Annotated in this window: 11 protein-coding genes; 9 read left to right on the top strand and 2 right to left on the bottom strand. The window is 47.2% G+C overall.

All coding sequences use genetic code 11. The features are described 5' to 3' along the window. Positions 1-272: 272 nt before the first annotated feature. Positions 273-455, bottom strand: a complete 183-nt coding sequence (locus tag C805_RS21175; protein ID WP_016216061.1) for a DUF6440 family protein — start codon at positions 453-455, stop codon at positions 273-275. Positions 456-713: 258 nt separating this feature from the next. Between C805_RS21175 and C805_RS21170 the strand changes: the two genes are divergently transcribed. Next, positions 714-2519: an ABC transporter ATP-binding protein gene (locus tag C805_RS21170; protein WP_016216060.1), complete on the top strand. Its 1806-nt coding sequence runs from the start codon at positions 714-716 to the stop codon at positions 2517-2519. Positions 2520-2558: 39 nt separating this feature from the next. After that, positions 2559-4313: an ABC transporter ATP-binding protein gene (locus C805_RS21165; RefSeq protein WP_031201618.1), complete on the top strand. Its 1755-nt coding sequence runs from the start codon at positions 2559-2561 to the stop codon at positions 4311-4313. Between the two features lie 81 nt (positions 4314-4394). Here the strand turns inward: C805_RS21165 and C805_RS21160 are convergent, their stop codons facing one another. Continuing rightward, positions 4395-5573: a DNA polymerase Y family protein gene (locus C805_RS21160; protein WP_016216058.1), complete on the bottom strand. Its 1179-nt coding sequence runs from the start codon at positions 5571-5573 to the stop codon at positions 4395-4397. Between the two features lie 222 nt (positions 5574-5795). On the opposite strand from C805_RS21160, the gene C805_RS21155 reads away from it, so the two are divergent. The 7 genes from C805_RS21155 to C805_RS21125 all read left to right on the top strand — a co-directional run bounded on the left by C805_RS21155 (position 5796) and on the right by C805_RS21125 (position 13130). Next, entirely contained in the window at positions 5796-6044 is a 249-nt protein-coding gene (locus tag C805_RS21155) for a Veg family protein (RefSeq protein ID WP_016216057.1), read from the top strand. Positions 6045-6117: 73 nt separating this feature from the next. Further along, on the top strand, positions 6118-7677 hold the full coding sequence (locus tag C805_RS21150; protein ID WP_016216056.1) for a DUF3794 and LysM peptidoglycan-binding domain-containing protein: 1560 nt from the start codon (positions 6118-6120) through the stop codon (positions 7675-7677). Positions 7678-7848: 171 nt separating this feature from the next. Continuing rightward, positions 7849-9093 (top strand): C40 family peptidase, encoded by a 1245-nt coding sequence (locus tag C805_RS21145; RefSeq protein ID WP_016216055.1) that lies wholly within the window; start codon positions 7849-7851, stop codon positions 9091-9093. An 18-nt stretch (positions 9094-9111) separates the two neighbouring features. Continuing rightward, complete coding sequence (locus C805_RS21140) at positions 9112-9549, top strand: GatB/YqeY domain-containing protein (protein WP_016216054.1); 438 nt, start codon at positions 9112-9114, stop codon at positions 9547-9549. A gap of 10 nt (positions 9550-9559) precedes the next feature. Next, positions 9560-10897, top strand: a complete 1338-nt coding sequence (locus C805_RS21135) for a CCA tRNA nucleotidyltransferase (protein WP_016216053.1) — start codon at positions 9560-9562, stop codon at positions 10895-10897. A 72-nt stretch (positions 10898-10969) separates the two neighbouring features. After that, the gene (locus tag C805_RS21130; RefSeq protein WP_016216052.1) at positions 10970-11962 is read left to right on the top strand and encodes a CotS family spore coat protein; all 993 of its coding nucleotides are present in this window, start codon (positions 10970-10972) and stop codon (positions 11960-11962) included. 49 nt (positions 11963-12011) lie between these two features. Further along, the gene (locus tag C805_RS21125; RefSeq protein WP_016216051.1) at positions 12012-13130 is read left to right on the top strand and encodes a PEGA domain-containing protein; all 1119 of its coding nucleotides are present in this window, start codon (positions 12012-12014) and stop codon (positions 13128-13130) included. Positions 13131-13229 lie beyond the last annotated feature (99 nt).

Here is a 13229-nt window from a genome sequence, read left to right as displayed (position 1 = left end):
ATGCACAATGCAGTGCAGTCAGATGAACATACAAAAGCCCCCTCAGAGCTTTTCAGGGGACGACGCTCTGAGGGGGTATGTTAATTTATACTCTCCAGTCATAATAACAAATGAAGGAGGTAAAATATGACACTTTTTGGTGAATTTTGTAAAATTCACCAATTATGATGAAAAACAGCTTCTGGCTGCAGTTCAAAGAAATCAGAGTTGAAATATAAAATCAATCAGTAAGAGATAACAGGCAGACATGCATTTTGTCTGCCTGTTATCTCTTACTGGTCGACAGGAGTTACAATCGGTTTACCATCTTTATCTACTAATACGGTCATTCCGCAACCACTTGTCTTGTTTGAGGAAAGTAACAGATAATTAACACCTGTTTCAGTGTCTACAATAATTTTTCTGACATTTACAACACCCTGTGAATAAGTTTCAATAAATCTTTCGTCTTTCATTTTTTTATTCCTTTCTTTTTTTGGTAATATTATAATTTATTTTTCCAAAAATAAAAAGCCTTTTTTATATGAAAATAAAATAATTTTATTTACGAAACATTTTATGAAAATCTTTATGGAAAAGCCTGTTATGAGATAAAGATATGGGATTGTCAATTGCATTTATTGGTATTATAATAGTAAAGCAAAAAAACTGTTCCATCCTGTACAAATTCATGATGTAAACAGGAAGCAAAAAGAAATAAAAGAGGAATCCATATGAAGAAATTACTGATATATCTGAAAGATTACAGAAAAGAGAGTATTCTGGCTCCGCTGTTTAAAATGCTTGAGGCCTCCTTTGAATTGATTGTGCCGCTGGTGGTGACAGCCATTATTGATGTGGGAATCAGGGAGCGGGACAGCGGCTATATTTTAAAAATGTGTCTGGTGATGGTGGCGTTGGGACTGATCGGCCTGTTATGCTCAGTGACAGCCCAGTATTTTGCGGCAAAAGCGGCGGCAGGATTCGGCACCAGGGTACGCCACAGGCTTTTTTCCCATATTCAGACGTTTTCGTTCTCAGAAATCGACCAGGTGGGAACAGCAACGCTGATTACCAGAATGACCAGTGACATCAATCAGGTGCAGTCCGGAGTCAATATGGTGCTGCGGCTGTTTTTGCGGTCCCCCTTTATTGTATTTGGAGCCATGATTATGGCTTTTACCATTGACGTGGAAGCGGCGCTGATTTTTGTAGTGACCATTCCTTTGCTGTCACTGGTGGTATTTGGCGTGATGGCAGTCAGCATTCCCCTGTACCGGAAAGTACAGGAGCGTCTGGATAAGGTTCTGGGCATTACCCGTGAAAATCTCACAGGAGCAAGGGTCATCCGGGCATTCCATAAGGAAGAGGAAGAAAAGAGCAGATTTGAGGAAGGGCTGGAAAACCTCACTGCCATGCAGAACCATGTGGGCAGGATCAGCGCTTTTCTGAATCCCGTCACCTACGTTATCATTAATGGAGCAACGATTTTCCTGCTGTATACCGGTGCCCTGCAGGTGGACGCCGGCGCCCTTACTCAGGGAGAAGTGGTGGCGCTGGTTAATTATATGTCTCAGATTCTGGTGGAGCTGATTAAGCTGGCCAATCTGATTGTGACAATTACAAAAGCAGTGGCCTGCGGCAACCGTGTGGAATCTGTCCTGGAAATCCAAAGCACCATGCCCAGGGAAACAGGAGAAATCCGGCAGAAATCATCTTTACGGAAGGAAACCACAGAATCCGGGACTCCTACAGAGCGCCGGAATGATACAGATTTTCAGAGACAGGAAAAACAGCCGGCAGTACAGTTTTCCCATGTGGGCCTGACCTATGAAAAGGCCGGGGCGGAAAGTCTGACAGACATTGATTTTTCGGTAAATCCGGGAGAAACGGTGGGAATTATCGGCGGTACCGGTTCCGGGAAAACATCCCTGGTACATCTGATTCCCCGGTTTTATGACGCAACCAGAGGAGAAGTATTAATTAATGGAAGAAATGTAAAAGAATATTCCCTGGAAGAGCTGCGCCAGAAGGTGGGAATTGTCATGCAGCGGGCGGTATTATTTCGGGGAACCATCCGGGAAAATCTCTGCTGGGGCAAAGAGGACGCCTCAGAGGAAGAACTGATGGAGGCCCTGGACATCGCCCAGGCAAGAGAAGTGGTAGAAGGAAAGGACGGAAAGCTGGAAGCCTTTGTGGAACAGGGCGGAAAGAATTTTTCCGGCGGTCAGCGGCAGCGGCTTACCATTGCACGGGCGCTGGTAAGGAAACCGGAAATTCTGATTCTGGACGACAGCGCTTCGGCCCTGGACTATGCCACAGACGCCAGACTGCGCAGAGCCATCCGGGAAATGGAAGAAAGTCCCACGGTTTTTATTGTGTCTCAGCGGACCTCTTCCATCCAGCATGCAGATAAAATTATTGTGTTGGAGGACGGAGAGATTGCAGGCATGGGAACCCATGAAAATCTGCTGGAAACCTGCGGCGTTTATCGGGAAATTTATGAGTCCCAGTACAGGAAACAGGAAGCTGCCGGCTGAAAACACGGACTGAGCATGGGGAAAGGAATCTGAATGATTATGGAAAAAAGCAAAAAAAGAAAACAGACAGAGACTTTGAAAAAGGTCCTGAATTATATTGAACATTATAAAATTTTTCTGGTACTGTCGCTGTTTTTTGCGGTGGCCACCGTAGCCTCCACCCTGTATATTCCAGTGCTTACCGGACAGGTCATAGACCATATTCTGGGCCCGGAACAGGTGGAGTTTCCGGTTATTTTCAGGCTGCTGGGAAAAATGGGAGTTATCATGGGCCTGACAGCGCTGGCCCAGTGGCTGATGAATGTGTGCAACAATAAAATCACTTATGAAGTGATTCAGGATATCCGGCGGGAAGCCTTTGCCAAAATAGAAATACTGCCTCTGAAATTTATTGACGGTCATTCCCACGGCGAGCTGGTGAGCCGGGTCATTGCAGATGTGGACCAGTTTGCGGACGGACTGCTGATGGGATTTTCCCAGTTGTTTACAGGCCTGGTTACCATCCTGGGTACGCTGCTGTTTATGCTGAGTATTAATGTGAAAATTACGCTGGTGGTGGTGCTGATTACGCCGGTTTCCCTGTTTGTGGCCAGTTTCATTGCAAAGCGTACCTTTTCCATGTTTATGCTGCAGTCCTCTACCCGCGGGGAGCAGACTGCATTAATTAATGAAATGATAGAAAATCAGAAAGTGGTACAGGCATTTTCCAGAGAGGAAAAGGTACTGGAAACTTTTGACGAGATTAACGAAAGGCTGGAAAAGGCTTCTCTGCAGGCCACCTTTTTTTCTTCTCTGACCAATCCCACCACCCGGTTTGTCAACAGCCTGGTGTATACAGGGGTAGGGTTGGTGGGGGCCTTTTCTGCCATGAGAGGATTGCTGACTGTGGGGCAGCTTTCCTGTTTCCTCAGCTATGCCAACCAGTATACCAAGCCCTTTAATGAAATTTCCGGCGTAGTGACAGAGCTGCAGAATGCCCTTGCCTGTGCAGAACGGATTTTCAGCCTGATTGAGGAAGAAGCCCAGGTACCGGAGCCGGAGAATGCGGAAATTCTGACAGATGTGAAGGGTACTGTGGATTTGGAGCATGTTTATTTCTCCTATACACCGGAGAAAAAGCTGATTGAAGATTTCAACCTGAAGATAAAGCCGGGACAGCGGGTGGCCATTGTAGGGCCCACCGGATGCGGAAAGACCACCATGATCAACCTGCTGATGCGTTTTTACGATGTGGACAGCGGAAGCATTCAGGTGGAACATCTGGATATTCGAAAAGCCACCAGAAAGAGCCTGCGGGAAAGCTATGGAATGGTGCTGCAGGAAACCTGGCTGAAAGCAGGAACCATCCGGGAAAATCTTATTATGGGAAAACCGGAGGCCACAGAGGAGGAAATAAAGGAGGCGGCGAAAGCGGCCCATGCCCACAGCTTTATCAAGCGTCTTCCAAAGGGGTATGATACGGTTATCGGTGAAGAGGGGGGAAGTCTGTCTGCCGGACAGAAACAGCTTCTGTGTATTGCCAGGGTAATGCTCTGCCTGCCGCCCATGCTGATTCTGGATGAGGCAACATCTTCCATTGACACCAGAACAGAAATGAAGATTCAGAATGCCTTTGCAAAAATGATGCAGGGACGGACCAGTTTTATCGTGGCCCATCGTCTGTCCACCATTCAGGAGGCAGATATCATTCTGGTAATGAAGGACGGACATATTCTGGAGCAGGGCAGCCACGAAGAACTGCTGAAGAAAAAAGGATTCTATTCAGAACTTTACAACAGCCAGTTTGCGGTGTAGCCTGAACCGGGAAAATGCCCTGACAGAATAAGCGATGGTCATGCCCTGCCCGGATGAGGAACGTTATGTGGTGACTGAAACTCAAAAACCTTTTTTAATGATTTCCTTTCCAAATTTAGCCTGCAGGGATTCCATGGCTCTTTCTGCCCGGAGTTCTTTCTGAGTTTTGGGCAGATCAAATAAAGACATCTGTACCGGTTCCGGCTCCGTGGCCAGCCGGGAGGTACGCACACCAAGAAGCCGGACAGGTTCTCCGTTCCACAGCTCGTCAAACAGAAGGCAGGCGTGATGGTACAGGACCTGTTCTTCGTCTGTACTGACAGGAAGCTGCATCTGATGTGACACCCGGACAAAAGAAGCATAGCGGATTTCCGTACTGACCATGCCTGCAAGCTGGCCATAGCGTTTCAGACGCCCGGAAACCTGCTGACAGAGCTTTCGCAGGACCCATTTTGCGTCGGCAGAGGTTTCGGCGTCTCTGGCCAGAGTGGTGGAGTTGCCCACCCCTTTTAACTCACTCTCTTCTGTCTGCACAGGAGATTCGTCCAGCCCGTTGGCAAACTCCCAGATTAAACGTCCATGGCTTTTCAGATGACTTTCCAGAACAGCCACATCTGTGTGGGCCAGATCCCCGATGGTGCGGATTTCCAGTTTGGCCAGGGCAGCGGCGGATGATTTTCCCACCATAAATAAATCCCGTACGGGAAGAGGCCACATTCTGGCAGGGATTTCCTCCGGAAACAGCGTGTGCACCCTGTCCGGTTTCTGGAAATCGGAAGCCATTTTTGCCAGCAGTTTGTTGGTGGAAATGCCAATATTAACTGTAAAGCCAAAAGTATCCCGCACCGTGTCTTTTATCAGGGCTGCGGCGGCCGCAGGGCTTTCATAATTTTTCAGGCAGTCAGTAAAATCCATATAACACTCGTCAATACTGACCTGTTCCACAGCGGGGCAGAAGGTAACCAGAAGCTCCATCAGCCGCCGGCTGCAGGCTGCATACAGGCTGTGATCCGGAGGTTCCAGTACAAGGTGGGGACATTTCCTAAGGGCATGGGCCACAGGCTCTCCTGTTGAAATCCCGTATGCTTTTGCAGGAATGGATTTTGCCAGAACCACCCCATGGCGGCTGGCCATGTCTCCGCCGATAATGGCGGGAATTTCCCGCAGATCCTGTGGGGAGCCGTTTTTTTTCTTTTCCACCGCTGACCAGGAAAGGTAGGCAGAATTTACATCAATATGGAAGATAAGTCTCTGATTCATAAATATCCCTCCTGTCAGGTTAGATTATACCATACATATGTTCTGCTGAAAAGATAAATTCCCCCGGTTGACGGTCACATTACGGTTTTTGTCGAAATCCAGGATATATTTCCCTTTGACAATATTTTAACGTAGTGATATACTAAACAGGTGTACCATGGATGAGACAGGTTCCTGCCTGACTCATTGTTTGTGGGAATAAACAGAATAGAGGTGGAAAGAATGGCAGTACAACAGGCAGATATTAACAGAGTGCGTGCATCTGTTTCAGGACAGTTAGGTAACAAGGTCATGATTCAGTTGGACAGAGGCCGAAACCGGGTTGACATTCAGGAAGGTGTGATCAAAGGAGCGTATCCTTCTGTTTTTACCATACTGGTTGACGATGAAAATGAGAAAAATCCACCCCAGCTACTTTCTTTCAGTTACGCCGATGTCCTGACAAGAGACATAAGAATGAAATTGTGTTAATACAAGGAAAATGAATAAAACTCTTCAATTCGGAATAAAATGTACAAATATTCAGGATTGGAGAGTTTTTATTGTGGAATTATCAAAAAAATATATACATATGAATCGGGAAAAAGGAAAAGCTGCCACACAGATTACTCTGGATGATGATTTCAATGTACCGGATACAAAACCGGATCTGATACGGATTATTCTGGACAAAGGGGAAATCCGGCTGGATGAAACCACCATTACCCAGGACCATGTGTGGCTGAAAGGCGTACTGAAATTTTCACTGTTGTATCGGAGCGACCAGGAGGAAGGCAGGATTAACAGCATGAGCGGGGAGATTCCATTTCAGGAAAGCCTCGCTATTGACGGAGCCAATGAGTACGATACGGCAAAGATGCGGTGGGAAATGGAAGATTTGTCCATTGGCATAATCAATTCCAGAAAACTCAGCGTAAAAGCGCTGGTGGCGCTGGAGGCGGAAATTGATGAAATTTATGATGAGGAGATTGTAACGGGAGCAGAGCGGGAGGGCGGCGTCCAGCTTTTAGAACAGACCCTTTCAGCCATGGAACTGTTTCTGGCCAAAAAAGACACCTGGCGTTTTAAAGAAGAAATTCTGCTGCCCTCCAACAAGCCGAATATCCGGCAGGTTCTGTGGAAAAGCGTACAGCTGCGCAGTGTGGAAATGCGTCTGATGGACAGCCAGCTGAACGTTAAGGGGGAGGCCCTTGTGTTTGTCCTGTATGAAGGGGAAGAGGAAGACGAACATTTGCAGTGGATGGAGACAGCCCTTCCCTTTAACGGGATGATTGACTGCAATGGCTGTAACGACGATATGATATGCGACGTGTCTTACGACATTGCAGGAATTGAACTGGAAGCGAAGCCTGATTATGACGGAGAAGAGCGTATGCTCCACCTGGAACTGGTGCTGGATCTGGAAATACAGGTATTTACAGAAGGAGAAGACAGGATCGTAGCAGATTTGTATGCGGTAAATGAAAAACTCACGCCCCTTTATCAGGAAGCGGTTTTTGAAAAACTGTTGCTGCGCAATGCATCCAAATGCAAAATTGCTGAAAAAATGAGTCTGGACAAAAACCAGGAGCCCATTCTGCAAATCTGTGCCAGCGAGGGAACTGCAGTGGTGGAGCAGACTGAAATTGTGGAAGGAGGCATTCAGGTAGAAGGAACCCTTCAGATTAATATTCTGTATGTGACAGCAGACGACAGGATGCCTGTGGCTTCCGTGAAGGATATTCTGCCCTTCCATTATCTGATTGAAGTACCGGGAATGAACCGGTCCTGCCGCTATCATTTACAGACAGGAATTGACCAGCTCACCACAGTGATGACAGACAGCAGCCAGGTGGAAATCAAGGCGGTGCTGAATCTGAACTGTATTGTGTTCGAGCAGCAGAAAATTCATAAGATAAAAGAGGTGGAGGAAGAACCTCTGAATATGGAGGAGCTTCAGGAAAGTCCCGGCATTATTGGTTATATTGCCAAAGAAGGCGACCAGCTGTGGAATATTGCCAGGGAAAATTATACCACTATTTCAGAAATTGTAAAAACCAACCAGCTGGCTTCCGAGCAGATAAAAGGAGGAGATAAAATACTGATTATCAAAACAGTGGGATAGGAAAAGGCCCTGAAAGGCAGCAAAAGCATGGAAAACTTTTGCTGTCTTTTCTGATACAGACGTTCTCCGGTTGCTATCATGGGAAGATGGTGTTATAATCACCTTGTACAAAAAAATCACGGGTGCACAGGCCTGCTGATACGGAGGGGATTACTCAGAAAGGAGATTTGCATGAAATCAAAGAAGCTGGTAGCGGTATTGCTGGTAATTGTCATGGGAATTTCACAATTTTCCATAGCGCTGGCGGACAAGAAGTCAGATGCGGAACAGAAGAAAAAAGAAGCGGAAGCGAATTTAAAATCAAAGCAGAATGAGATTAACCGGATAGAGGAACAGCAGCAGGAGCTGCGGGGAGAAATTAACAAACTGGACGCGGAACTGGTAAACGTTATGATAGAGCTGTCTACCCTGGAAGAAGAACTGGCGGTGAAGCAGGACGAGCTGGAACAGACCAAAGCAGACCTGGAACAGGCCAAAGTGGATGAAAAGAACCAGTACGAGGCCATGAAACTGCGGATTCGTTTTATGTATGAAAAGGGAAATTCCACCATGCTTACCAGTATTCTGGAATCCGGGAGTATTGCGGATTTACTGAATCGGGTGGAATATGTCAACGAAGTGTATAAGTATGACAGAGAGCTTCTGACAGAGTACCAGAATACAAAAGATCAGGTGGCCATGCTGGAACAGCAGCAGGAAGAAGAGATTCAGACACTTGAAGTAAAACAGCAGGAATTTCAGGTGGCAAAGGAGAATTACGAAACCACTATTGCCCAGAAAGAAAATGAAGTGGAGAACTTTAAAGGCATGATGGAGGAGGCCAGGTCACTGGCAGCCAGATATCAGGACACCATCAACGCCCAGAATACCATTATTGCCCAGGAGAATGAAAGGATTGAGCGGGAACGCCGCGCAGCGGAGCAGGCAGCGGCAGCGGCGGCAGCAGCAGCGGCCGCAAACAGGAATAACAATTTTTCCGGAGGCGGAGGCTCCGGCAATTCCGCAAGCAGCGGCAGCACTGCAGACAATACCGGAGGCGGAGGCAATAAAAATCCGGCTTTCAGCACCGGGGTAAGCGGAAGCGCGGTGGTAAATTATGCGCTGACATTTGTGGGAAATCCTTATGTCTGGGGCGGCAAAGATCCCAATACCGGCGCGGACTGCAGCGGATTTACCAGCTATGTTTACGGACATTTTGGAATCAGTATTCCAAGCTATTCCTATTCCCAGCGTTCCGTGGGAAAAGAAGTGAGTTACGCCAATGCCCAGGCAGGAGATCTGATCTGTTATGCGGGGCATGTGGCCATTTATATGGGCAATGGGCAGATTGTCCATGCCAAAGGGACTGCATACGGAATTGTGGGATATGATAACGCAACTTATCGTCCGATTATTACCGTACGGAGAGTTTTATAGAGACAGGAGGAAGGACAGATGGAAATAAAAACATTGCAGAATGATATGATAGCAGCCATGAAGGCCAAAGAGAAAGGGCGCAAAGACGCCATTTCCGCACTGGTCTCCGCAGTAAAAAAAGCAGCCATTGATGAGGGTTGCCGTGATAATATTCCAGAAGAACTGGTGGACCGGGTGATTTTAAAGGAACTGAAAACGGCAAAAGAGCAGCTGGATACCTGCCCTGCGGAACGGAAGGATCTGCTGGAAGAATATCGGCTGAGGCATGATGTGATTCAGGAATATGCGCCCGCTCTTATGTCGGAAGATGAAGTACGGACTTACATTACGGAGAAGTTTGCAGAGATTGTGGCAACCGGGAACAAAGGCCAGATTATGAAAGCAGTGATGGCCGAGCTGAAGGGAAAAGCAGACGGAAAAGTAATCAATCAGGTAGTGGCAGGTTTGTGCAAATAGGAGACGGAGAATGATAATACAGTTACCCGGAAAAGTGAAGTTTATTATTGATACCCTGACAGACGCAGGATGGGAAGCCTATGCAGTGGGAGGCTGCGTAAGAGATTCTGTTCTGGGGCGGGTTCCGGGAGACTGGGATATTACCACCTCTGCTTCTCCTGAGCAGGTAAAAGGGTTATTTCCCAAAACGGTGGACACGGGAATCCAACATGGAACCGTGACAGTTCTGGAAGGCGGAGAGGGGTTCGAGGTGACGACCTACCGGATCGACGGAGAATACCAGGACATGCGCCATCCCAGTGAGGTGGTATTTACTTCAGATTTAATGGAAGATCTGAAACGCAGGGATTTTACCATCAATGCCATGGCCTATAATGAAAAAGAAGGGCTCATTGACGCATTTGACGGAATAAAAGATTTGCAGGAAAAGAAAATCCGTTGCGTGGGGAATCCGGAAGACCGGTTTGGTGAGGACGCCCTGCGCATGATGCGGGCTGTGCGGTTTGCGGCCCAGCTGGGCTTTACCATAGAAGACCGGACCAGGCAGTCCATGGTATCCCTGGCAGGGAATCTTGGAGCGGTCAGCCCTGAGCGGATTCAGACGGAGCTGGTGAAATTGCTGATATCCGACCACCCGGAGGAAATGCGGACCCTTTATGAGACTGGTATGACCGCTGTATTTCTGCCGGAGTTTGACGCCATGATGGACACGCCTCAGAACAACCGCCACCATTGTTATAATGTGGGAGAGCATACCATTGCGGCCCTTCAGAACATCCGGCCGGACAAGGTGCTGCGGCTGACCATGCTGTTTCATGATGTGGCAAAACCCGTATGTAAGAGCCAGGATGAAAACGGTATCTATCATTTTTACGGCCATCCCAATCTGGGCGCGCGTATAGCCAGAGAGATTCTCCGCAGGCTCAGATTTGACAATGATACCACCGACAGGGTGACAGCTCTGATTACCTGGCATGACCACAGACCTCAGCTGAAAGAGGCGGCAGTGCGGCGTACCATACATCGGGTGGGCCTGAGGCAGTATCCGGATTTATTTGAGGTAAAGCAGGCGGATACCCTGGCAAAAAACCGTTATAAACGTAAGGAAAAACTGGACTATCTGGAAGAATACCGACGGATTTACCAGGAAATTCTGGACAGGAATCAGTGTCTGACGTTAAAGGATCTGGCAGTGGACGGGAAAGATCTGATTCAGGAGGGAATGGAGCCGGGAAAAGAGCTGGGAACTGTGCTGGAACATCTGCTGGACCATGTGCTGGAGGTTCCGGAAGACAATACCAGGGAAAAATTACTGGAATTGCTGAAAACTGAAAGAAAAGCCGAATAGAATCCGACCCTTTCACATATGATAGAAAGACACAGGAAATAAGCCTGTGAATATCATGGTGGAGGGGTTTATGTGTATAATCGAGAAAATCTGATTTTGGAACAGTATCCATTTGAAGTAAAGCAGACATCCAAAGGCAGAGGTGCATGGATCTGTGATACGGATCAGGGATTGAAAATTTTAAAAGAATACAGAGGCTCCGAAGGAAGGGCAGATTTCCTGTGCGGTCTGTTAGAATTTTTAAAGGAACGTGGACAAGAACGGATTGACTGCCTGGTCAGGACCAGAGAAGGCAAAACCATTGCACAGGACGTGGACGGCACAGCCTATATGGTGCGGGACTGGTATGAGGGCAGAGAATGCGATACAAAAAGCAGAGATGATATTTTAAAGGCAATCCGGCATCTGGCCGATATACATAATATTCTGAGAATATTTCCGGAAGAAATCCCAGGCTATCTTCAGATAAGCAGGGATACTCTGCTGGAGGAAAATGAGCGCCATACCAGAGAACTGAAAAAGGTGCGCAATTTCATTTCTTCCCGGAAAAAAAAGAATGATTTTGAAATGGAATTTCTGAAAAGTTTCGACATGTTTTTCAGGGAGGCCCTGGAAGTAACCAGCCTTCAGAAACAGGAGCTGGAGAAAGAGGCCGGAACCGGGGAAAGCATTTACGGTATCTGCCACGGGGATTACAATCAGCACAACGTGGTGTTTACCAGACAGGGAATCGCGGTACTGAATTTTGAGAAAGCCACTTATGATATTCAGGTGTCGGATCTGGGAAATTTCATGCGTAAAATTCTGGAAAAGCACAACTGGAATATGGGGCTGGGCATGGATATGCTGAGCGCCTATCATAAGATACGGGCCTTAAGCCGGCAGGAGATGCGCCAGCTTTATATCAGGCTTGCCTATCCGGAGAAATTCTGGAAGATAGCAAACCATTATTTTAACACCAGCAAAGCCTGGGTATGTGGGAGGAATCTGGAAAAACTGGATAAATTTATTTCCCAGAACGAAGCCAGAGAGAGTTTTCTGCACCTGATTGGGGATTTGCCCTGAGAGAACGGAATCCGGTGCGGCCCGCCAGGAAATATAAGGAGGAATAAGCGTGCAAAAGAAAAAAATATACCGTATCAGCTGGATTCTGCTGCTGCTTTTTTTGCTGGCAGGCTGCGGAACCGGCCAGAAGAAAATCACAGACGGCAGCGAAGCCTACACGGGAAGAAAGGACAATGAAGAACTGGGCCTTGAGGAGGTGGAGGTTCCTAAGGATGACGGAAAGCTGTACATTGTGACAGCCATTGATTCAGAACGGAAAATCATGACTCTGCAGGACCATGAAACCACCCGTGAAAAACCCTTTAATTATACAGGCGCCACTTATATCAGAGGAAAATACGGGGATAATCTGACCATTGACCAGATTTCGGCCGGAGAGCTGGTAACCATTGAGCGGAAAGGAGAAACGCTGACGGATGTGCAGATTTCCAATGAAGTATTTTCCTATGATGACCTGCATAATTTTTCACTGGACAGGAAAATGCAGACATTGAGCGTGGGCGGCACCACATACTTTTTTGACGACAATGTGGGGGTTTTTCACAATAACAGTAAAATTGCTCTGTCAGACATCAGCGAACAGGATACCATATGTCTGAAAGGAGCAGACAGACAGATTTACACCATTCAGGTTAAGGCAGGCCATGGAACGGTGGCGCTGCAGAATACGGAAGTATTCCAGGGCGGATATATTACCATTGGAAACCTCCTTTCCATGAAGATTACGCCCCAGATGCGGATTGAGGTGCCGGAGGGGACCTATCTTCTGTCTGTTGCCAATGACGGATATGGAGGAAGCCGGGAAATCCAAGTGGAGGCCAATCAGGAAACACTGGTGAATCTGGATGAACTGAAAGGCGAGGGGCCGAAATCCTGTCAGATCCGTTTTAAAGTGGAGCCGGAAAACGCAAGCGTATACCTGGACGGAAAACGGATAGATATCAGCAAGGCAGTGGAAGTGCGCTATGGAACCCACCGGCTGACTGCAGAAGCCGACGGATATGAGAAGTGGAGCAGAATTCTGATTGTCAATTCCAAAACCGCGGAACTGACCATTAAGCTCAGCGATAAAAGCTCGGATGAGACCATCGCAACGTCCAACAATAATAATAACAATAATAACAAAAACAATGTAACACCCGATAACGCCTCAGGTTCCGGAAATTAAGCGGATGAACTGTTACCGTTTTTCAAAAAACAGTTGAGAAAAATCATTCCATGAAGTATGATAAGAGTAGCTTATTTCCAGAAAAAGGAAAAACAGCAA

The organism is Eubacterium sp. 14-2 (genome assembly GCF_000403845.2).
Lineage (GTDB): Bacteria > Bacillota > Clostridia > Lachnospirales > Lachnospiraceae > Petralouisia.
The sequence above is the reverse complement of the archived record's forward strand: the minus strand, read 5'-3'. Positions and strand labels throughout refer to the sequence as shown.